Consider the following 22,191-nt stretch of genomic DNA (forward strand, 5'->3'; position numbering starts at 1 on the left):
GAAGCAGCGGCATGCGATTGGACTATGCAGGAAGGCGGAATGCAGGATAAGGGATCGATCATAAAAGGCGGCGCTTCGATGGATATCGGAAGCGCCGTTTTTTTGCCGCGATCGGAAGTATGTTCGCATCCGATCGTGCGTATTTATAAAGGAGGCTCCGGGCTTATGCGGAAATTGCCGCCGCTGTATAATTCGGCATGTGCCGGATATACATGTCGCAAAGGGAGTTGGGCGGGATTGCCGAGACGGCGTTCGTTCGGCTTGCATCCGGCGCGCCAATCGACATATCGCCAGGGAAAGGGGAGGATCGGTATCGTAAATGCAGACGGTCTATTGCTAGCCGCCATGACCGGTATTTTGGGCGCTCCTCATTGCATCGGCATGTGCGGGGGAACGGTGAGCGGTTTTGCGCTTAATGCGGAGAACGGTATGGTACGTACCGTTGCGGCTTATAATTTGGGAAGAATTACGACTTATACCGGACTTGGGGCGTTGATGGGAGCGGCCGGCTCCTTCGTTGAAACCGCCGGCAGGCTGGCCGGGCTGCAAGGGATTGCCAGCATTATCGGTGGCATCTTCATCCTGCTCTGGGTATTCCGAAAGGTTGCCTTGCCTTTGGCACGATGGGGGCCGCTTGGCATTCCATACTTCAGAGGCTTGTCACAAAAGCTGAAAAGCAGCAGGGAAACCGGTGCCGTCTATGGCAGCGGACTGCTGCTCGGTTTTATACCGTGCGGTTTAACTTATGCGATGCAGATGAATGCGGCGGCCAGCAGCGAAGCATGGAGCGGGGCGCTCATTATGGCCGTATTCGGGATTGCGACGCTGCCCGCTTTGTTTTTCGCCGGGCTGTTCGCCGGCTCGATCAAAAAATCGCTGCGGGGCAAGGTGCTGTGGGCGGGCCAGGCGGTTGCCGTATGGATCGGTATTTTATCCATACTGCGCGGCATGGCCGCCAACAGTTGGCTCCCGAGCGTTCATCCCTGGCTTTGGTGAGCGGGCTTCACCGCGCGGCAACAAAAGGATGCTGGACCGTATACGTTCGGCCGTCCAGCTGCACTTTTACTTCGGCCGCCGACGCTCCGGCCATCAGCGGAATGCCGTCGCCCTGATAGACGCCGGGGCGAACCTCCTTCGCTTTCGCCGTGCTGGTGCCGCAGAACATATCCGGCATGTACAGCGTAATATCGATGTCCGCTTGGCCGACAGGACGTTCATCTGCCCGCATAATCGTGACGGTGAACGTGTTGGGCTTCAGGACAACCGCTTCGGCGGCGTTTAATTGGACTTGGAACGTATAAGGCCCCTGTACCGATTCCGTCATAGCCGGGCGGTCCGAGACCGCCGCAGCTCCGGTGCCCGCTCCGGCCAGCATCCATCCGACAAACGCAATCATGGCCAAAACGGCCGCCCCGCAAAAAAACAGGTTACCCCGGTTTCGACTGGCGCTCATGCTACCCACCTTCCTTCTCCTTGGTGTAAATTTTCCGCTTTGGCCTTCGACCCGCACTTTATAAATATCGTGCAGCGGGAAAGTTTATGCTCCTTTTCGGTCATTCCGGACGAACGCGGCGGGCGGAACCTTCAATACTGTCATACCGCGCAAGCGAGGCAAGGCTGTATCAACCGCTTTCGGCGGCATGCAGTATGCCATGTATTGTCAATGGGTTGCCATGTGACAGCTGCGGCTCGGGAGTGTGCGGCCGCTAAAGCGTATCGCGGACTGCCGCACGGCACGCAAAAAAACGGCCTTCTCCGCTGCTGCGGTTCAAGGCCGTTCCAATAGCATCAATAGAACTTTAATAGCGGTTCAAAAGCAGTCCGATCAGGCCGGCTGTTTGATCGGCCTGGGAGCTTGTTTACCGAAGGATACGACATACAAGAGTGCGCTCGCAATGACAATAAAGCTCAGCAGCAAAATAAGATTGCTGTACAAGTAGGCATGCGAGTCCGAGATAAGGGGGTGCAGCGGGAACGCGAACAGCTGCCGCTCCATTGTTTTGGCGACAATCGCCGTCACTACCGCCCCGGAAATCGTCGATATCATATTAAACAGGCCCATGCCGACGCCGATTTGATGGCTGGGCAATATTTGCGTTACGCTTTCCGTCAATGCGGTTTGCAGGAAGGAAAATCCGATATACATCATAATTAGCGCCACACCGATATACCATACCCAAAGCCCGATGGAGGAAGATTGCAGCAGCAGGCTGAGCGTGATTAGCGACAGCCCCGTGTACACGACAAAATGGCTTCCCCGCTTGACCGTCATATTGCCCGCGACTTTACCGAAGATGACTGCGCTGATGGCTCCCGGGAACATGATGAGTCCGATATTTTCCGTGTTCAATCCGTATATTTTGTTAAGCATGAGCGGAAGCACGAACATGATGGACATGACGGTTCCGAAGATGAGAAAGCCGATGATAAGCCCGCTCCGGTACAGCCGGTTCGTGAAGAGGGCCGGTTCGACGAACGGCTCCTTCGCCCGGCGAATATGGATGATGAACACGATTAATGCGAAGAAAGCCGCGAGCAGGAAGAGCCAGCGCGTTTCTGTCGTAAACAGGACTAGCATTGTCACTACGACTCCTAGCAGCGCTGCGCCGATAATATCCAGGCTGCCCGTTTTGCGTTGTTCCTTCGGCAGAAACTTCCGGAAAAAAGGGATCGCGACGAGAACGGGGAGCGGAATAAGAAACAAATACGCCCAATGGAGCGATCCGGCAATATAACCGCCGAGCACCGGACCGATCCCGACTGCAAAGGAAGCCGTCGACGTGATGACGCCGAACAATTTTCCCCTTTCCGCTGCCGTGAAAAACCGGGCCACCATAACAAATACGAGCGCCGGGATGGCCGATCCGCCGGCCCCTTGAAGCGCCCGCGACAGGATGACGGCCGGATACCAAGCCTGCAGCACGAAACCAAGAACAGAACCCAGGCTGTACAAAATGATTCCGATCGTTATCAGTTTTTTGATACCGTACATATCGGATAGCTTGCCGAAAATGACCATTCCCATTCCGAAAAAAATGAAAAAGACCGTAACTACCCAGCTTACGCCGGCGGCATCCAGCTCAAACTGCTTGGCAATGCTCGGAGTCGATACGTTGAATACCGATTCGTTCAGTACAGAGAAAAAGATGACGTAATAGATCCACAGCACGCTTTTTTTTATATTTGAAGCTTCGGCTGCCTGTTTGTTGTTGCTCTCCACAAAGTTCATTTTCGATATACCTTTCCTATCCGTATAAGAGTTGTTCCGCTGTCGCCGGCCTGGGCGTGGCGTCAGCGTTTTATGCCGCTAACAGCTGTATAAATCGGCGTAGTATTTTCGGCCTGTCACTGGCCGGTTCATATCATACTATCTCCTTTCCCGGTGCTGTACGATCTTGATAACACAATGAATGAGTTTCGAATTCCCCCTTATACTAGCATGTAATTGGCGGCTGTATTTCTTATCAATTGCTGTGTTGGTTCACCCGATTGAGAAAAATATTCATCAACAGGGGAAGGGAAATCAGGATTGGAGGATCGTCGGGCCGAGGAACGTGGAGCGTAACAACCTGATAGGGCACCGGATAGTAAGGTTTGACGACAATAGGCTCTCTTGAACGGGTGCGCAGCGTCGTATGCGGGAGCAATATGTCCAGCGCCTGGCTTCCCCAAGAGATCGATGTAGCCATCAGGTAATAGGTGCCGGGTTTGACGCCTTTGAAGCAAAATTCTCCCGGGGAAGAAAGAAGTGTTCCGTGTATAGGCAGGCCTTCGGGGATCGGTTTGGCAAACAGGCCGATCAAAATTATGCCCTCAAAAGGTACCGAAGTCCTGATGGTGCCTTCGACTCTGGCGTGTTGGTCGACGATGAAGTTCTTTTCGCGCCAGTCGTCAAGCTTTCGCAATAACCTGAAGTGCCGGTCCGTTTGCAGCCTCGAGTTCCGGAAGTCGGACGGGGTCATGCCGACGCGTTCGGTAAAACGGGTGGTGAAGGTTCCCAGACTTTGCTGTCCGATCTCCAGTCCGATATCGCGTATGCTCAAATTCGTTTGCAGCAGCAAATCCTTGGCCTTTTGCAAGCGCAGAGAAGATACGAAATATAGAGGCGGAAGGCCGATTCTTTCCTTGAAAATGCGCGTGAAATGGTAAGGACTATAGGATGCTTGCTTGGCCAATCGGGAAAGCGGAAGCGGATCATAGATGTGCTGATGAATGTACGCAATCACTTCGTCAATCTCTGAATACCGGTCGTTCACCGTTATGGACACCTTCCTTTCGTCTATCCCTGCATCATACAGAACAAAGGTTCGCATTATATTTTATCACATTTATTATATAAATGGAAACACCGGCTTGTCTTTTTCTTCTCCCCGGAAGCAAGCGGAAGAGCAGGCGATTACGCCTGCTCTTCCGCTTGTACTTAATTATGGAGTTTCGGATCTAAATAGTTCTGGCGCCGATCCATCGTCTTGCTTCCTCGAACCGGATCGGCATCGTCGACGGATCGCCCTGCCATAAGCCGCGAAACATGCGAGCCACGGGAGGGAGGTCCAGATGAGCCTCATCCAGCAGCGCCGGATGCTCGCAAAACAGCTCCCGCGGGCTCATATGCCCAAGGCATACCCCGTCCTTCACGACGATTGCGTGATCGGCCCATTCGGCCACCAGCTGCATGTTATGAGTCGCTATAATGACCGTTTTGCCATCTGCGGCCAGCCGATCCATAATATGCTGTATGCGTTTTTGACCGAGCGGATCCAGAAATGCCATCGGCTCGTCCAAAATAACGACTTCCGTATTCATCGCAATGACGCCGGCGACGGCCACCTGTTTTTTTTGCCCGAAGCTCAGCTCCGCCGGATTCAGCCCGGCCAAATGGGAAATACCGACCATTTCCATGCTTTCCATGGCCAGACGATTCGCTTCGCTTGCCGACAGCCCCAGCTGAGCCGGACCGAATGCCACGTCATCCTTCACGGTCATCGAAATGATCTGGTCGTCGGGATCCTGGAATACAACGCCGACCCGCTGTACGAGCTCCGCCTGCGTCGTTTTATTCAGCCGTTCGCCACGAAATAAAATCGTGCCCGATTCGCAACCGAACAAGCCGTTCATATGAAAGATCAGCGTCGATTTGCCGGCGCCGTTGGGCCCGACAATCGCCGTCTTTTGACCAAGCGGAATACGGAAGCTGATCCCGTTCAACGCAGCCGTACGGTCCTGTTTGTAGCGGTAGCATACCTGCTCGAACTGAAAAACGGATTCAACCATCGGCTCACCACCTTCCTATCGCATCATATAAGCCTATGGCCAGCACCGGCGCCAACCATACTGCGGAGGCCGCCCGGTCGGCCGCCTCCGGCGGAGAGAGCTCCAGCTGCGGAGGGATGCCTCTGTAGCCGCGCGACATCATTCCCATATAAATCCGTTCCGAACGCGCCAACGAGCGCAGCAGCAGGCCGCCGAGCAGCCTCGACAATACGGCGTAGCTTGTCCATGAAATCAGACTCCGCCGCTTCATGCCGCGGCTTCGCAATGCCTGCAGCATGCGGGCCGCCTCCTCCCGGAGCACATCCGTAAAGCGCAGCGTAAACAAAATGAGCTCGATAAAAATACCCGGCACGCGGAGGCGGACTAACGCCTGGAAAAATTCGGGCATCGCCATCCGGTAAAACAGCAGCGTCAGCATCTGCATTGTAAAGAGCAGCCTGGCCGAGTAAATGGCGGCTTTCTCCAGGCCGTACAACGATATTGTAAATAATCCGGCGCTGACCGGCAGGCGATTTTCGTACAACGTAAAAAACAGCAGCGAGAAGGCTACAAACGGTATTACAAACCGCAGCCGGCGCCATAAAAAAGCAAGCGGAACGCGGCACAGCGCGAGCATCAGCTGACCGTACACAAGCAGAAAAATAAGCGGTTCCAGCTGTTTGATGGAAACGCCTATTATAATAAGAATAAGTACCGTTATTATTTTATAAGGCGGGTAATCAATCAGCCATTTCATCTCTTGCGACCTGCCAGAAATTTGCCCAGCAGCAGAAACAGAACGAATGTCAGCGCGACTCCTGCAAGTCCGGCCATACTGGAGGACAGCCAGGAATCGATTCCGGGAATCGTGTAGTCCGGCATCGGCGACGCTATCTTGCTTGCAGTGGCGTGCTCGATATAGCCGATTTCCTCTCCAGCTTTCTCAAAGCCGTCCGGGCTTGAAGACGCGAATAACGAAATAAATCCGCCGATAATGAGCGATACGATCAACCAGCTGATCACCTGCTTATTCATGGTGTCGTCGACTCCTCTCTGAACTGAAACGAGGACCGAAGCGCGAACGGCAGCACGATGGCGGTGATGACGCCTTCTCCGACGCCGATAAACGCATGCCAGAACAGCAGCGCCTTGGCGGCGGTGCCGAAAGGGATAACGCCCGAGAGCGCCAATTCAGCAGCGACCACGAGTGCAACCGCCTGGACGCACAGCCAACTGGTGATGAATACCTTCAACGGCTGCGGGATCAAGGAGATGGGCCGCAAAAGCCGGTCTGCAAGAACGGCTATGCCTGGCGCCAAAATGGCCATATTCAATAAATTGGTACCGAGCGCGGTAATGCCCCCATCCTGAAAAACGATCGCCTGAATGGCAACCACGGTGGTCATAATGAGCGTCGCCGGCCAAAAGCCGAACAATAACGCTGCCAGCGCGCCCCCGATCAAATGCCCTGAAGTGGCGGCTCCCAGCAGAGGAAAGTTAATCATTTGGGAGGCGAAAATAAATGCGGACATCACGCCCATGACAGGCACGGCGCGGTACTGCAGCTTGTTTCTGGAATACCGGACGCTCTTGGCCAGCACGGCAGCCGTTACCACCGCAGAAGCTCCCCATACTTTGGGATCCAATATGCCGTCAGGAATATGCACGGTACATTCCTCCATCCTTCATGTGAAAACCAGTATTTATCATACCACGGTAGCACGAATGTGTAAATGCGTAACACTAGAAAATGCGTTAGGAGAAAAGGCACATGATTTTTGTTTAAATCTGGCAGGAAAATGGTGCTATTTGCTTAGCGATTGTGATACAATGAGCACAGTGTCAAGAAACGCAAACATTTCACACCGATAGCGGCAAACCTGTCGAAAGATGAGGACGCAAAACCGCAGCCAACACATTTGGAACTGGCAGCGGGTTTACCGATATTTGTGTCCGTAATTGCTTTCTATGCAGAACTGTCCTGGGGTCGGGCAGTTTTTTTGTTTAAACGGAACGTATAAGAGTCTGTGCGTTGCTTCGCACAGCCTTGACTAACAACGCTCGTCCTTTGAGATTGATTCTCACGAATAAAATCAGAATACAGGAAGGTTCTCACCATGGATAACGAATCATTGTTGGCTAAAGTTCGCGACATGGAGCATGAATTTATTACACATTGGCTTAATGCAGTCAGTTCACAGTTTGCTGATGCGGATAAAGATCACTTGTATCAAATCGGGCGGGCTTATTTTCAATACATGACCGAGCTTGCAATTTCTGCTGAGAATCATCCGGCCATCTCGCACGCGGCGCAGTGGTTTATGCGTTCGGACAACGATATGATGACGGTTCAACGAATTCATTACAACTCCCGCTCGTGGCGGCAAGCCTTGCATGCAATCGGCGGCAAGCTGCTGACGATGGAGCTTTTCAAGCGGTTCTGCGACAGAATCGATCACTTCGAAAGCGAAATGTGCCGTATTTATTGGGAGCAGGCGGCCGAGCGTACCAAAGAGAAAGAGCTGGTATTGGATCAGCTGCACGACGACAGAATGAATTTGATCGGTAAAATGGCCTCCAGCATGGCCCATGAAATTCGCAATCCGCTTACATCCATAAAAGGCTTTCTGAAATTGCTGCGAACCGGCATTCATCAGCAGCCGTTTCATAAAGCGGACTCTTATCTCGATTACATAGAGCATGAATGCGATAACATTTTAATGCAGGTGACCGGATTTCTCAGCTTCTCCAAGCGTCCGATCATGGAGGAGGAGCCGGTCTACATTTCAGCCAAGCAGGTGCTGGATCATAACATCTCGCTGTTGAATCCGCGGCTGATCGATGAGAATGTCGATTTGACGCTTGCCGTTCCGGAGCATATCAAAATCCGGGTTCAAAAGCTGGCCATTCAACAGGTGCTGTCCAATCTGCTGAACAACGGCGTCGATGCGCTATCCTCCGTCAAAACAAACAAGCGGATCACGATCATTTGTTACGAGGATCATGCTAACGCTTACATAAGGGTCAGCAACAACGGTCCGAAAATTCCGCCGGAATTGGGGCAGACGATCTTCACTCCGTTCGTCACGAACAAAGAGAACGGGACCGGGCTCGGCCTTGCGATCTGCAAGCAGATCATGCTTCAGAACAATGGCGATATTTCATATACAAGCAACGATCAGGAGACGGCTTTTCTGCTTACATTCCGCCGATCCTAGCCGGCTGCTTCCGCCCGCGCCTACGATCAAATAACGAACCGCGCGCTGCGTTTCACGTAATAGCACGGTTCTTTTGCATGCTGTTATTCAATACAACCGGAACCGTCGATTCAACTTGGGCTGCCAATAAGGTATAATACTACCGACGATACAAGCTTGGGCTTACGAGGCCGGCTTTCTGCTGAAAGCCCGGGGGAGGAAACGCGAATGGATTTTTTCGGTCAAAAGGTACTGCCGGCCGTACGCAAAATGCGGGATTTGGAGCTGCTGGTAAACAGCCGGTTCGCCTATCTGGTTTTATTGGACAGCCATATTTCACAGTTGATGAGCATATCGCAGCTGGCGAGAACGCATAAGAAGAAGCTGCTTATCCATGCGGATCTCATTCACGGCCTGAAAACCGATGAATATGCGATTGAATTTTTATGCCAGACAATAAGGCCCGCCGGCATTATTTCGACGAAGAGCACCGCAATCGCTACGGCGAAGAAAAACAGGCTGCTGGCGATTCAGCGGCATTTTTTGCTCGATACGACCGCTTTGGAAATGACCTACAAGCTGACGGAGAAAAATCAGCCCGATTACATCGAGGTGCTGCCGGGTGTCATGCCGCATATTATCGCCGAAATGCACAGCAAGCTGAGCATCCCGATCCTCGCCGGCGGTCTGATCCGTACCGTAGACGAGGTGGAGATGGCGCTTCAGGCCGGTGCAGTTGCCGTTACGACCTCCCGTCGTGACATTTGGAGCCCGTATGAAGCCGGTGGCAGCGCAAATGAGTAAGGCAGCGGCTATTAGAGTGGCAATGACTTAGGCAGGAGAAGATCGGAACAAGGTCAAACGATTTGGTAAAAATAGGAGTATCAGGAAAAGTCCGTCAGTCAAGGGCAAAAGACAGAGGTTACATCCAGCGGAAGATGAGGTTGAAAGGACTGGGTTTAAAATAGCAGCAGGGCATTGGTTGAAGCAAAAGAAAAGCAAAACGCGAAGGTTGGCGTTTAGCTTTGGCTTTTTGGGCCGGACCGGCTGCTTTATGTCGGGTCCACAGCCGCGGGTTCGACCGCATCGCGAATATGGCGGTCGAGCGCCTGCAGCTGGCTCGCCTTCTGCGAATCGCTCCACCCGAATCGCTCCGCCATATAATCCGTAACCGGCTGTTTGAAGCGACGCACCGCCGCTATGTTGAAATAGAGCGACCCGGTTCTGCGGATGAAGAAATCAAGCGGCGACACGACCATTTCCTCCTCGATGCCGTACAGCAGCGAAGCGAACCAGACGCCTGGCATGCCGCGACGTGCCGCTTCTTCGCCGTGAGCCCGGTACAGCTCCAGCACGCGGTCCGTATTGGAGCCGTAGCGGCGTACCGTCGCTGCGGCATCCGCCTCGCTCAGACCGGCGTTTATACACTCGGATATCTTCGTTTGGACGAACATATCGAAGCCGCCTGAGCCTCCGACGTCGCCGCCGGAGAGTCGGATCTTGTCCGTCGCGCAGCCGGGCAATGCCGCATGGCCTTCCTGCTGCAGCTGCGAGGCGACCAGATTGACGATCCGTTCGGCCATTTTCCGGTAACCGGTCAGCTTGCCGCCGGCAATGGTAATGAGGCCGGACGGGGCGATGAAGATTTCGTCCTTGCGCGACAGCTCGGAGGGCGATTTGCCGTCCTCGTGGATGAGCGGCCGCAGCCCCGACCAGCTGGACTCCACATCGTCCGGACCGAGATCTAGCGTCGGGAACATAAAATTCGCCGCGCGCAAAATATAGTCCCGGTCGTCCACGGTCATACGGGGGTGGGCGATATCTCCGGCATAGTTCGTATCGGTCGTGCCGATGTAGGTTTTGCCGTCGCGCGGAATCGCGAACACCATCCGCCCGTCCGGCGTATCGAAGTAAGTCGCCTGATTGAGCGGAAACCGCCCGCCGTCGATCACGAGATGAACGCCCTTGGTCAAATGCAGCCGTTTGCCCTGCTTGGAGCCGTCGATCTCGCGAATCGTATCGACCCATGGGCCGGCAGCGTTGACGATCCGTTTGGCATACACGTTCACGCTTTCTCCATTCCACTGATCGACGACCGTAACTCCGGCGAGCTTCTCCTGCTCGTACAGCAGCTTGTCGGCTTTGGCGTAATTAACCGCTGTGGCGCCGCGGCGCACCGCCTCTTTCATCGTTTCGATCGTCAGCCGCGCGTCGTCCGTCCGGTATTCGACGTAATAGCCGCCGCCTTTCAGCTTGTCGGTGCGAAGCAGCGGCTCCATCTGCAACGTTTTCTCCTTGCCCAGCATAATTCTGCGCTCCTGCCGGCGGACGCCGGCCAGCAGATCGTAGACGAGCAGCCCGACAGAGGTGGCAAGCTTGCCGTAAGTTCCGCCTTCGATGATCGGCAGCAGCATCCATTCGGGCGTCGTCACATGAGGAGCATTTTCATAGACGATCGCGCGTTCCTTGCCGACCTCGGCGACCAGCTTGAACTCCAGCTGCTTTAAGTAGCGCAGCCCGCCATGAATCAGCTTGGTCGAACGGCTGGACGTACCCGCGCCAAAGTCCTGCATCTCGATCAATCCGGTTTGCATGCCGCGGCTTTGCGCATCCAACGCGATGCCTGCCCCCGTAATGCCTCCGCCGATCACGAGCAGATCCAACTGCTGCTGTCCCAATGCGTTCAAGTTCGCGGAGCGCTGTTCCCCTGAAAAACGTGCCACCATACCGAATCCCACCCTTTTTTTTCAACATAATGGATTTTCGTTGTAAGCCAAAAGCCAAAAAAGACCGTAAACATAACCCGTTCGCTTTTGCAAAGGGCATGTTCCGGTCGGCTCTCCATCTCTGACCAAGCTATTAACTTGTGAATTAATCCGATCATACCATGCGTTCCGGGATTAATCAATACAGTTGACAGTGAAAAACATAGTGTGTTAGATTGCATCTGTGAAAGCGTATCGCATTGTCAAAGTGAGGCGGCAGGGGGGAGAAGCCATGAATCAAAACCGTTACGTAGTTGCCATTGACCAAGGGACAACGAGCTGCAGAGCTATAGTTTTTGATCCGCGGGGGAGTATTGTCAGTACGGCGCAAAAGGAATTTACCCAATTTTTCCCAAAATCGGGTTGGGTGGAGCATGACGCCGAAGAAATTTGGCAAGTACAGCTGGAAGTGCTCCGCGAAGCGGTGCAATCGGTCGCATTGGAGGACATTGCGGCGATCGGTATTACGAATCAGCGGGAAACGACCGTCGTGTGGGATAAGCTGACCGGCAAACCGCTGCATCCGGCCATTGTATGGCAGTGCCGCAGAACGAGCGACATGTGCGAGCAACTGAAGCAGCAAGGCTGGGAGCCTGTCGTGCGGAGCAAGACGGGGCTCGTGCTGGACGCCTATTTCTCAGGCACGAAGCTGAAATGGCTGCTTGACAGCAGTCCGGAAATCCGCGTCAAGGCGGAGCGGGGAGAGGCGCTGTTCGGCACGATCGATTCTTGGCTGATCTGGAAGCTGACGGAAGGCCGCCAGCATGTAACGGACGTGACCAACGCTTCAAGAACGATGCTGTTGAATATTCATACCGTGCAATGGGATGAAGACATTTTGCGCGAATTCAATATTCCGAAGGCTATGCTGCCGGAGGTGAAATCATCCAGCGAGGTATACGGCTACACCACGCTGCTGGGCGCAGGCATCCGCATTCCGATTGCCGGCGCTGCGGGAGACCAGCAGGCGGCTTTATTCGGACAAGGCTGCTTTACCGAAGGGATGGCGAAAAACACATACGGCACCGGCTGCTTCGTGCTGATACAAACCGGAGAAAAGCCGGTCATATCGGAGAAAGGCCTTATAACGACGATTGCCTGGGGGCTGAAGGGCCAAGTAAGCTACGCTCTCGAAGGCAGCGTGTTCAATGCCGGCACGGTCGTGCAGTGGCTTCGCGACGGACTCGGCATCATCGGCCATGCCGCCGAGTCGGAAGCCGCGGCAGCCTCCGTCGACGATACCGGCGGCGTCTATTTCGTGCCGGCCTTCACCGGTCTGGGTACGCCGTATTGGGAGCCGGAGGCGCGGGGCATGATCACGGGCCTGACGCGCGCAACGACCCGGGCGCATATTGTTCGCGCCGCTCTGGAATCGATCGCGTTCCAAAGCCTGGACGTGCTGCAGGTGATGGAAGAGGAGTCGGGCATTCATTTGCGCGAGCTGAGAGTGGACGGGGGAGCGGTGAAAAACGATTTCTTGATGCAATTTCAGGCTGATCTGCTCGGCGTTACCGTCACAAGGCCGAAAATTACGGAGACGACAGCGCTCGGCGCGGCATTTTTGGCGGGCTTGGCCGTCGGCGTATGGAACGATCCGTCTGAGCTGGAGCAGTTAAAAGGCTATGACCGTTCGTTCGCCCCGCTCAAAGACGAAGCTTACCGCCGGCAGGCGGCTGCCGGCTGGCAGCGCGCCGTTGCATACCAATTAGGACGATAAAGACAAGCGATTCATATGAACGCGCCCCCTTATCGGTAATCCGCCAGCTTTCGGATACCGCTTGGGGGCGCTGTCATATCCCGGGAGTTCCGTATCGTCCGCTTCGCCATACGCATCTGCGCCTAAGCCTTTTTTACGAGACCGGCAATCCCTGTTCCTCCTTCACCGTCAAAATCATGCCGCGCAATTGTCAAGTCAATCCGTATGTATGGGAAATTTGCGCATATAGATAGATTAGATGTTTTGAATGGGGGAATGTTTATGGCGATTCATCCGCCACTGTTGCAGCGCGGGGCTACGATCGGTGTTGTGACGCTGGGAAGTCCGCTTCCCGCCTCCGAAATTGACCAACGGATAGCATTTTTAAGAAGCTGGGGGTTCCAGGTCATTACGGGCGATTACGTATACGCGGATAACGGATACTTGTCCGGAACGGATGAGCAGAGGGCGGCCGACTTGATGCACATGTTCGCGAATCCGGAGGTCAGGCTGATTTTACCTACGAGAGGAGGGGTGGGCGTTGCGGGGATTTTGCCGTTTCTCGACTACCGGATGATTGCCGCAAATCCTAAAATTATAAGCGGCTACAGCGATATCAGCGTTTTGTTGAACGTGCTGTACCAGTTTTCCAATATGATCACATTATCCAGCCTGCTGCTGATCGATTTCAAGCCGGAGACTCCCGCTTACAATTTCGATCAGTTTTTCGGGATGACCTCCACGACGGTCGCGCCGAAGGTTATTCAAAGTCCTCCCGGGATGTCGATGGTCGGTCGGGTGCCGGGAGATGTCACGGCACGAATCGTCGGAGGCAATATTTCGTCCATTGTCGACACGTTAGGCACTCCATACGAAATCAATACCTCCGGCAAAATATTGTTTCTCGAGGAAACCCATGAGCCTGTAAATAAAGTGTACCGGCTCGTCAATCATCTGAAGCTTGCAGGCAAACTGGACGATTGTATCGGTATTGTAATGGGCGAATGTACGGGGTGTCATATTTCGTACGGCAAAACGTATGAAGATCTGATTACGGATTTCATCGTTCCTCTGGGCAAACCGCTGCTGACCCATTTTCCCGCGGCGCATGGCACCTATAAAGCCGCTGTTCCGATTGGCGCGATGGTCAATTTGAATACGAATAACGCTACGGTCACCGTTTTGGAGCCGATGGTCGGAATAGGGATGTAATCCGGATTGTACGGCCCATACGAAAAGCCGAGTGGATCGACAAGACCGCACCCGGCTTTTTTTGTTGCCAGAAAGTATAAGATTTTATACTTTGCTTCGTACAACCTTGATAAACGCGCTCTTCCTCTAAGGTCGGCGGCGCCGTAGTAAAGTATGCGGCATGCCAGAATACAAGGGCAGTGCTAGAGAGGATGATCGACCATGAAACCGAAGCCATTGATCCTACTAACGTGTTCGGAAAGCGAAAAGATACCGCTTAGTGTGGTCCGGGACCTCGATAGGATGGATGATGGAGACCCGGAAGTGCCCCCGCAATTCGCATGTGCTTGCGGCGGAGCCATGTACCCGGAGTACTACAAAGGTGTGCATGGTTATGAATACCGGATCGAAGACCGGTTAATAAAAAAAGAGGTAGCAGAAGACACAAGAGTAGAACAGTAAGAGGGCATGGAAGTGGGGTGGAAAGTTTACGGGCCGTCTTTGAAGTCGTGTTCCCCCTGCCCAATCTAATCGAAGGAACACGACTTCAACAACGGCTGTAACCCCACATCCATCCCTCCCGACGCTCAAACGTAAATCCTATACCAAGGACGCCGCAAGGCGTTTTGTATTATAACGCAACCGATTGACGCTGCTTCTGCTTGAAATAAACCCATTCCTTGAAGCCGATCTCTTTCAGCCGCTTGGCAACCAGCTCCCAATCGTCGCCGACGCGTTCCGGCTTGTGGGCGTCGGAGCCAAAGGTGACCTTCACCCCGTAATGAAGCGCGCGTTCCAATATGGCATCGGCCGGGTACCAGCCGCCGCAATCTTTAGTTTTGCCGGACGTGTTGATTTCGATGGCAATATCCTGTTCGCCGATGATTTGCAGCGTGCGGTCAACCGCATCCGTCGGGATATCGGTAAACGGGGAGTAATAGGCGCGCATGGCGTCGATATGGCCGAGAATTTGAAACATGCCGCTGCGCGCGGATTGGCCGATCAGATCGTAGTACTGTTCCTTGTGCACGATTTTTTCCTTTTCGCTTAAGCCGTGGAACCGCTTTTTATTGAAAATGCTGACGCCCCCCGACAAATGAACGGAGCCGATAATATAGTCAAACGGATATTTCTCGTACATGCTGCTGTACAAGTCCGCATGCTCCGGAAAAAAATCCGATTCCACGCCGAGCAGCACATCGATTTTGCCGTTATATTCCTGCTTCAGCTTGAGGACTTCCTCCACGTAGCGGGCAAACTCGCTTTTGGCCATGGCGATACCCGGCTGCTCCTGCTCCACATCGCTTGCAAAATAGGGCGAATGATCGGATATTCCGATCACGGACAAGCCATGGCGGATGCCGGCTTCAACGTAGTCGCGTATCGTTCCTATCGCATGACCGCAGCGTTCATGGTGCGTATGCAAGTCGAATTTCATGATGAGATCACTCCGATCCAATAAATTGTATTTCCTGCATCCCTTTGAGATCCAGCAAAAATTGATGCAGCGCCGAGCTCAAATAACGTCCGGATTTGTAGACGACGCCAACGGGATGACTGATCTCAAGCTCGTTGACCTTGACCATCTTTAAGGTGCCCATCCGCAGCTCATTGGATATGGACAGTTTGGATATGATAGCCGCCCCGAGATTCAGCTCAACCATCCGCTTGACTTCCTCGCTGCTTGACAATTCCATCACAATTTGCGGCTCGACATTCAGCAGCTTGAAAATTTGATCCACGAACCGGCGCCCGGCCGTTTCCGGAGACAGCATGATCAGCGGCGTGTCGTGCAGCTTCTCGATCGGCAGATGGGCATACCGGCTTAACGGATGCTCCGGCGCGACCACCAGCTCGAAGGTGTCATAGTAAAGCACGGAGCTTTCGAGGGACGGATGCTTTTCGAACAAATACGTAATGCCGATGTCGATCGTCCCGTTTTCCACGCTTTGCATGATTTGCGACGAGGTCATGGAATGGATCGTTGTTTTGATCAGCGGAAACTGGTTTTGAAAATAGGACAGCACCCGCGGCAAAATTTGAATCGCTATCGACGTCGTTGTCCCCAAATGAATATGGCCCTGCGGAATTTGATTTAAATCGGCAAGCCGCTGCTTTAAATCCTCGACTGTTTGCAGAACCCGTTCCGCATGCTCCAAAAACACGCGTCCGCTGTCGGTCAGCGTCACCGGCTGATTGCGGTCGATCAGCACCGTCTTGAACTCGTCCTCAAGACTTTTGATTTGGGCGGATACGGCAGGCTGGGTCAAATTCAGCAGCTCGCCCGCTTTGCGAAAGCTCATTGTTTTGGATATCGTCAGCAATGTTTCCAACTGGTTTAAATTCATCTGGAACCCTCCTCTCCCAAAGGGTGAGCAATCGAAACAGGCAGAAGTATAGATATAATTTATCGGCCTGATACAAAATATAAATCCATTTTCTCATTAATATCCATTATAAAGCACTTGCGATGAGGGAGCAAACCCGTTAACGGTACATTTGAGACTGTCGATTAAAAGGGGATAAGGGCTTGGAGGATGGCTTCAGGGCGAGTTTGAGCTTCGAAGTCACCTCCAAAGTCTGTTCCCCGCAATTAATCGATAGTCTCCATTTAATCGTTAACAACCGCATGATTCACCTATTATATACGGTGAATGGGCAGATTATTTTCCGTAACGGATTTGCTGCCGCGATCTGTTACGTGTTTGAAAGCATGGCGGCCAGCTCCATCAGATGGCCGCACACGAGCTCCGGCCGGACGCCGGCGCGCTGCTGCTGTTCCTGCAGCGTATCCCGGCTCACGAGGCCAGACAGCACTAGCGCCGTGCGGCAGCCGGCGGCCTGCCCGCCTTGAATATCGGTCGACAGGTTGTCGCCGACCACCCAGATTTGCTCCCGCGGCAGCCCGAGCTTGGCGATCGCATAGTTCATGATGATCGGCGACGGCTTGCCGATCACGACGGGAGCGGTCTGGCTCGCCCGCTCGATAGACGCCGCGATCGAACCGGCTCCCGGCTGCAGCTCGTTGTTCCACGGCAGCAGGTGATCCGGGTTCGTCAGCACGGAGACGGCGCCGCCGCGAATATAGCGGACAGCAGCGGCGAGCTTGCCGTAGCTGAATTCGCGGTCGATCCCTTGCACGACAAATGCAGGCGTATCATCATCCTCGCAGACGATCGTAAAGCCGGCTTCACGCAGCGCCTGCCGCAGACCGTTTTCGCCTATGGCGTAGACGCGGCCGCCCTGCTGCCGCTCCTGCATATACAGTGCGGCGGCCTGGGAAGAAGTGAGCACCTCCTCCGGCAGCGCGGCGATGCCGACCTTCCGCAAATGATCCGCCACCTGATCGGGCGTGCGGGATGAATTGTTCGTGACATATAAATACGGGAAGCCCTGAGCTTTCAGCCATCCGATAAATTCAGCGGCATAAGGGATCGGTCGATCCCCGTGATATAAGGTTCCGTCCAAATCGAGCAAAAATCCGAGCATGTCGTATCCCCCTTGCTAATCTTTTTTCGTCATAAACTCCATTGTAACAAAAAGAAGGCCAAAAAGGCATACGCGTAATCATGCTGAGCTGCAGCGGTTGATTTTTTTTCGGAAACTGGCACCTGTCGACGGTTTATGGAATACATGTAAGAAAAGACATATAAGAATAGCTTATACAATAAATAACTATTTCTTATAATTTCATCGAAATAACTTCCATCCGCAGCTTTCTTATCATGTCGCTTATAATCGTTACTGGAGGAGTCGGCAGCATGAAACTACTTGAATCCATTGAGCAAGCGTTTCGAAGCGTTAACAACCCTGCCCCGCATGAATTGAAGGCCATCATTTTAAAGCTGGAATTGACCCCCGAGAAGGTAGCCCCCTATATTGCGGAGCCTTCTTCCTTGCCGTACGGGCGGACGGTGCTGCGTCAGTCGGACGATGCCGAGGTTATTTTGATCCATTTGCCGCAAGGCAGCCAAACGTTCATCCACGACCATGGGGCATCCACCGGATGCGCGTTTATTTTGGAAGGGCGAATGACGAACGTCGTTTACCGGCTGGACAATTATGGCTATGCCCGCGAAAGCGGGGAAATCGGCTTGCAGGAACGGCAGTTTCTGTTCGCTACGCGCGGGCAGGTTCATCAGATGAGAAACGCGGGACCGTCGCGCTTGGTGTCTTTCCATGTTTATACCCCCCGTCTGACCGATACGAGAACATACCGAACTTATGAGCAGGTGCTCGACTATGTAATTTAGCCGTCCAGCTGCTCCATCCGAACTACATGCCATCTAGATTTCGGGAAAAAGATACGGTTTACAGGTGGAACGACCTGTGATAGTATTGTTAAAAATTTTCGGATGGAGGGATGGTATGAACGGTTTGGAGTCCATTCAGGCGGTAGTGCTCGATTTGGACGGCACACTGTTAAACAGCGGGAAGCGCGTATCCGCAAACAATCTTCGGGCCGTATTGGATTGCTATGATTGCGGCATTCATGTGATCATTGCAACCGCCCGGCCGGCGAGGTCGGTCCGTCTGCTGCTGCCTGCGGAGCTGCTGGCTTTAGGCTGCCTGATTTACTATAATGGGGCTCACACCGTCGATTCGGCTTATGGTGTCGAAGATCATATCCGGCTTGACTCTGCAACGACTGCCGCACTTTGCGATACCGTTTGGGCCTTATGGCCAAACCGGCTTGTCGCCTTCGAAGCAGACGGTGAGATGTACAGCAACGCCGCATTGAGCATGGAACAAAGGGGCATTCTCGGACTGACGGACGGGGCCCCTTTGCCGGCAGTGCTGCCCCTGGATGCAATCCGCCGGCTGCAGCCGGAAAAGCTGCTGCTGACGAACGAAACGAATTTGAATATTTTTCCCGAGCTTGCGCGGAACTTCGCCGGTCGTGTCCAACTGGTGCTGACAGACGGAGAAAGGCTGATCCAGATCATGAGCGCTTCCGTATCTAAAGCTGCCGCGCTCGGACCGGTTTTGCGGCGCAGAGGATTACAGCCGGAACATATAATGGTTTTCGGGGATGACTACAACGATCTTGAGCTCTTCGAGTTGTGCGGTTATCCGGTCGCAATGGAAAATGCGATTGCGGATTTGAAGAGCAGGGCGGCGTTTATTACGAAATCGAATGACGATGACGGGGTAGCGTCAGTTCTTGACAAGCTGGTTAAGCTTCGTAAACCGGCTGTCATCTAGAACTAGAGCGATCAAGCAGCGGACAGGCAGTATGCGCGCCGGAATCCATATTTGCCGTCTATAACCGGCTGCAGGCTGAGAGGGAGCTCGTTATTTTATGAATGCTGCGGCCCCTGCGCTCATAACTATGTAATACCAGGAGCGATCCGGAATCGTTGCAAAGGGGCTGGTCCGATGTCATTTTTTGAGAAAATGAAGCAGGGAGCATCCGATGCTGCCAAAAAAGCGCAGCAAACGGTCGAAATTACGAGGCTGCGCGCGCAAATTTCGTCCAAAGAAAAAGAAATTGAAAAATCGTTCGCCCTCATCGGCGAATCGGTCTACCAGGCTCATTCGGCCGGCGATTGGAAGAAAGCGGCCGTTGCCGCTTATTTCGCGCATATCCAGGGATTGCAGCAGGATATTCAGGCGATTGAGTGGAAGATCACGGAAGCGAAGCATGAGAAAGTATGCCGCTGCGGCAAGGTGGTTGCCCGCGATGTGAAGTTTTGCTCGGTCTGCGGCTACCGCTTTGAAGAGCAGCCGGACCCGGCCGAAGAGGCCGAGGCGGCGGTAGTACAGACGATTTGCCGCGTGTGCCGGACGTCGAACGAGCCCGACGCCAAATATTGCGCTAATTGCGGCATCTCCATGTAGCTGGATAACTTCCAGATTTTTCTTGTAAAAGGTAACAGCACATGGTAGTATATAACAATTAAGTGGAAGGGCTTCTAGGGATCCGAGGGCGCGAAAGCGCCGGTTCGAACCAAGCGAAGCCGGACGCCGGCCGGAAGGCCGCGTTACACCGTAGGGATAAAAGACCTCGAGCAAGTTCCGCCTGCCAAGGCGAAACGGCACGAGGTCTTTTCTGCTTTAGCGGAGGAAAGGAGAAGGGCGATCGATGAACGCAATACGGGTCGAAGGGTTGAGCAAAACATTCGCAGTCAAGCAAAAGGCAAGCGGGCTGATGGGCAGCGTGCAGTCGCTGTTGAAGCCGCGCTTCAGCGAGAAAGCGGCGGTCCGCCGGATCGATCTGACGGTGGAACAGGGAGAGACGCTGGCGTTCCTCGGACCGAACGGGGCGGGCAAATCGACGACGATCAAAATGCTCACCGGCATTTTGCATCCGTCCGGCGGCGCTGCGGAGGTGCTGGGTCTGTGTCCGTGGAAGGAGCGCCGCAGGCTGGCTTATCATATCGGCTCCGTATTCGGGCAAAAATCGCAGCTCTGGTATCATCTCCCGCCGCTCGACTCCTTCGAGCTGATGAGCCGGATTTACGAGCTGAAGCGCGCGGACTATTTCAGCCGCCGCGACGATCTGATCCGGCGCTTCGAGCTGGAGCCGTATTTGCACACCCCTGTGCGCAAACTGTCGCTCGGCGAGCGGATGCGCTGCGAGATTGCCGCGGCCATGCTGCACCGGCCGAAAATAGTATTTCTCGACGAACCGACCATCGGGCTGGACGTCATCGTCAAGCAAAAGATCCGCGAGCTGATCCGCGAGATGAACAGCGAGGAAGGAACGACGGTGTTCCTGACCTCGCATGATGCCGGCGATATCGAGCAGCTGTGCAAGCGGGCCGTCGTCATCAATCACGGCCAGGTTATTTTGGACGAAGGCGTGGAACGGATGAAGCGGGAGCTGCTCACCGAGAAGACGATCCGGCTGCAGCTGCAGGAGCCCGGTCCGCCCTTTCGTTTTCCCGGCGTCGAAGTGCTGCGGCAGGAGGGAGGCGCGATGGAGCTGTCTGTCGAAACGGTGACGGCCGGCATCGAACAGGTGCTGGCTCACATCGTAAGCCACTACCGTGTCGTCGACGTGACGATTGAGGACCCGCCGATGGAGCAGATCATCACTCACATTTATGCCAAAGATTCCGCCGTACGGCGGGAGGAAGCGAGGCAGCGGCCATGAGCGTACTCCCGGAAAGAGAGAGCCGGATGGCAGACCGGCATGCTGTCGAAGCCGAGGGGCGTTTCGCCAAGCCGCATAGGCTTGCAGCCTCGGTGTTGGGAAAAGCGGTGAAATATAGCGCCATCGGCCGGGTGACGCTGCGCAACCATTTCGCCTATGTAATTGATTTTATCGTCCGCTCGATCTTTCTCATCATGATTATGTATGTGTTCATCCAATTGTGGCGCGTTACCTATCAAGGCGAAGGAACGGCGCTGATTGAAGGCTACAGCTACGAGCGGCTGATCTGGTATATTTTGTTCGCCGAAGCGCTCACGACCGCATTCCCCAGCTTATCCACGCGCATCGAGGAGGAAGTGAAGAACGGCGATGTCGGCTACAAGCTGACCCGGCCTTTGAACTATATCGGCTACCACTATGTCGGGTATGCAAGCGAGGTCGGCATCCGGCTGCTGGTCAACGTCGGCATCGGCGGCTTGCTCGGAGTGGCCGTGTTCGGATGGCCGTCATTCGGGTGGGGCTGGGCCGGTTTTTTGCTCATATCGTTCGGCGCCGTTACGATCAACTTTTTACTGAATATGGGGCTGGCGCTGTGCGCTTTTTGGGTGGAGGAGACGCGCGGCCTGGAGTTCGTTTATCATAAAATGCTGTTCACGATCGGAGGCATGCTCATGCCGCTCGAGCTGTTTCCGCAGCAATTGCAGGATGTATGCCGGTGGCTGCCGTTTCAAACGGTGCTTTATTTTCCGGCGAAAACGGCGGTCAGATGGGACGATGTTCACCTGCTGCCGATGCTGTTGACGCAGGCGCTGTGGGTTGTACTGTTGGCAGCGGTCGTCGGACTGATGTATTGGAGAGGCGTAAGGAAGCTGAACGTAAACGGCGGGTAGCTGCGCTTGTCTCGTCCCCGACGGGCGGCAAAGTCAATGATCCCGAATGCCGCAGCGCTTGCATCTGCAGGGGGGAGCTATCGAATGCCAGCGATATCAGGAA

The 22,191-nt window shown here is 54.0% G+C and carries 21 protein-coding genes and 1 riboswitch; of the genes, 10 read left to right on the forward strand and 11 right to left on the reverse strand.

Annotated elements, in window-relative coordinates; all coding sequences use genetic code 11:
• Positions 1–39 precede the first annotated feature (39 nt).
• Positions 40–996, forward strand: coding sequence for a sulfite exporter TauE/SafE family protein (locus tag E1757_RS12830; protein WP_342774566.1), 957 nt, complete (start codon positions 40–42; stop codon positions 994–996).
• 7 nt (positions 997–1,003) lie between these two features.
• On the opposite strand, the gene E1757_RS12835 is transcribed toward E1757_RS12830, so the two are convergent.
• The 7 genes from E1757_RS12835 to E1757_RS12865 all read right to left on the reverse strand — a co-directional run bounded on the left by E1757_RS12835 (position 1,004) and on the right by E1757_RS12865 (position 6,917).
• Complete coding sequence (locus E1757_RS12835) at positions 1,004–1,453, reverse strand: FixH family protein (protein WP_133228573.1); 450 nt, start codon at positions 1,451–1,453, stop codon at positions 1,004–1,006.
• Between the two features lie 372 nt (positions 1,454–1,825).
• Positions 1,826–3,229 (reverse strand): MFS transporter, encoded by a 1,404-nt coding sequence (locus E1757_RS12840; RefSeq protein ID WP_133228575.1) that lies wholly within the window; start codon positions 3,227–3,229, stop codon positions 1,826–1,828.
• A gap of 235 nt (positions 3,230–3,464) precedes the next feature.
• Positions 3,465–4,256 (reverse strand): helix-turn-helix domain-containing protein, encoded by a 792-nt coding sequence (locus E1757_RS12845; RefSeq protein ID WP_133228578.1) that lies wholly within the window; start codon positions 4,254–4,256, stop codon positions 3,465–3,467.
• 184 nt (positions 4,257–4,440) lie between these two features.
• Positions 4,441–5,271 (reverse strand): energy-coupling factor ABC transporter ATP-binding protein, encoded by an 831-nt coding sequence (locus E1757_RS12850; RefSeq protein WP_133228581.1) that lies wholly within the window; start codon positions 5,269–5,271, stop codon positions 4,441–4,443.
• Positions 5,272–5,275: 4 nt separating this feature from the next.
• A complete protein-coding gene (cbiQ, locus tag E1757_RS12855) occupies positions 5,276–6,007 on the reverse strand; it encodes a cobalt ECF transporter T component CbiQ (RefSeq protein WP_133228585.1) in 732 nt (243 codons plus the stop codon).
• Positions 6,004–6,285: a PDGLE domain-containing protein gene (locus E1757_RS12860; protein WP_133228588.1), complete on the reverse strand. Its 282-nt coding sequence runs from the start codon at positions 6,283–6,285 to the stop codon at positions 6,004–6,006. Before E1757_RS12860 ends, cbiQ begins: the two co-directional genes overlap by 4 nt.
• Entirely contained in the window at positions 6,282–6,917 is a 636-nt protein-coding gene (locus E1757_RS12865) for an energy-coupling factor ABC transporter permease (protein WP_133228590.1), read from the reverse strand. Before E1757_RS12865 ends, E1757_RS12860 begins: the two co-directional genes overlap by 4 nt.
• A 196-nt stretch (positions 6,918–7,113) precedes the next feature.
• A riboswitch (cyclic di-GMP riboswitch) is annotated at positions 7,114–7,195 on the forward strand.
• 172 nt (positions 7,196–7,367) lie between these two features.
• Here E1757_RS12865 and E1757_RS12870 point away from each other — a divergent pair.
• Entirely contained in the window at positions 7,368–8,468 is a 1,101-nt protein-coding gene (locus E1757_RS12870) for a sensor histidine kinase (RefSeq protein WP_133228593.1), read from the forward strand.
• A gap of 207 nt (positions 8,469–8,675) precedes the next feature.
• Complete coding sequence (locus E1757_RS12875) at positions 8,676–9,251, forward strand: glycerol-3-phosphate responsive antiterminator (protein ID WP_133228596.1); 576 nt, start codon at positions 8,676–8,678, stop codon at positions 9,249–9,251.
• A 248-nt stretch (positions 9,252–9,499) separates the two neighbouring features.
• Here the strand turns inward: E1757_RS12875 and E1757_RS12880 are convergent, their stop codons facing one another.
• The gene (locus tag E1757_RS12880; protein WP_133228599.1) at positions 9,500–11,173 is read right to left on the reverse strand and encodes a glycerol-3-phosphate dehydrogenase/oxidase; all 1,674 of its coding nucleotides are present in this window, start codon (positions 11,171–11,173) and stop codon (positions 9,500–9,502) included.
• Between the two features lie 271 nt (positions 11,174–11,444).
• Between E1757_RS12880 and glpK the strand changes: the two genes are divergently transcribed.
• Positions 11,445–12,929 (forward strand): glycerol kinase GlpK, encoded by a 1,485-nt coding sequence (gene glpK, locus E1757_RS12885; protein ID WP_133228601.1) that lies wholly within the window; start codon positions 11,445–11,447, stop codon positions 12,927–12,929.
• Positions 12,930–13,190: 261 nt separating this feature from the next.
• Positions 13,191–14,120 carry a S66 peptidase family protein gene (locus tag E1757_RS12890; protein WP_133228604.1) on the forward strand — a complete coding sequence of 310 codons (930 nt, stop codon included), beginning with the start codon at positions 13,191–13,193 and terminating at the stop codon, positions 14,118–14,120.
• A gap of 610 nt (positions 14,121–14,730) precedes the next feature.
• On the opposite strand, the gene E1757_RS12900 is transcribed toward E1757_RS12890, so the two are convergent.
• The 3 genes from E1757_RS12900 to E1757_RS12910 form a co-directional block, all read right to left on the reverse strand.
• A complete protein-coding gene (locus E1757_RS12900; RefSeq protein ID WP_133228611.1) occupies positions 14,731–15,537 on the reverse strand; it encodes a histidinol-phosphatase in 807 nt (268 codons plus the stop codon).
• A 7-nt stretch (positions 15,538–15,544) separates the two neighbouring features.
• On the reverse strand, positions 15,545–16,447 hold the full coding sequence (locus tag E1757_RS12905) for a LysR family transcriptional regulator (protein WP_133228615.1): 903 nt from the start codon (positions 16,445–16,447) through the stop codon (positions 15,545–15,547).
• A gap of 349 nt (positions 16,448–16,796) precedes the next feature.
• A complete protein-coding gene (locus E1757_RS12910; RefSeq protein ID WP_133228618.1) occupies positions 16,797–17,588 on the reverse strand; it encodes an HAD-IIA family hydrolase in 792 nt (263 codons plus the stop codon).
• A 272-nt stretch (positions 17,589–17,860) separates the two neighbouring features.
• Here E1757_RS12910 and E1757_RS12915 point away from each other — a divergent pair, with 272 nt between their 5' ends.
• From E1757_RS12915 to E1757_RS12935, 5 genes are all read left to right on the forward strand, one after another.
• Positions 17,861–18,352 (forward strand): cysteine dioxygenase, encoded by a 492-nt coding sequence (locus tag E1757_RS12915; RefSeq protein WP_133228621.1) that lies wholly within the window; start codon positions 17,861–17,863, stop codon positions 18,350–18,352.
• A gap of 115 nt (positions 18,353–18,467) precedes the next feature.
• Positions 18,468–19,304, forward strand: coding sequence for an HAD family hydrolase (locus E1757_RS12920; RefSeq protein ID WP_133228625.1), 837 nt, complete (start codon positions 18,468–18,470; stop codon positions 19,302–19,304).
• A gap of 174 nt (positions 19,305–19,478) precedes the next feature.
• Positions 19,479–19,940, forward strand: coding sequence for a zinc ribbon domain-containing protein (locus tag E1757_RS12925; RefSeq protein ID WP_133228628.1), 462 nt, complete (start codon positions 19,479–19,481; stop codon positions 19,938–19,940).
• Positions 19,941–20,184: 244 nt separating this feature from the next.
• Complete coding sequence (locus E1757_RS12930; RefSeq protein ID WP_133228632.1) at positions 20,185–21,198, forward strand: ABC transporter ATP-binding protein; 1,014 nt, start codon at positions 20,185–20,187, stop codon at positions 21,196–21,198.
• Positions 21,195–22,088 (forward strand): ABC transporter permease, encoded by an 894-nt coding sequence (locus E1757_RS12935; protein WP_246079174.1) that lies wholly within the window; start codon positions 21,195–21,197, stop codon positions 22,086–22,088. Before E1757_RS12930 ends, E1757_RS12935 begins: the two co-directional genes overlap by 4 nt.
• Positions 22,089–22,191: the final 103 nt, after the last annotated feature.

The sequence above is a fragment of the Paenibacillus piri genome, assembly GCF_004354045.1.
GTDB classification, from domain to species: domain Bacteria; phylum Bacillota; class Bacilli; order Paenibacillales; family NBRC-103111; genus Paenibacillus_S; species Paenibacillus_S piri.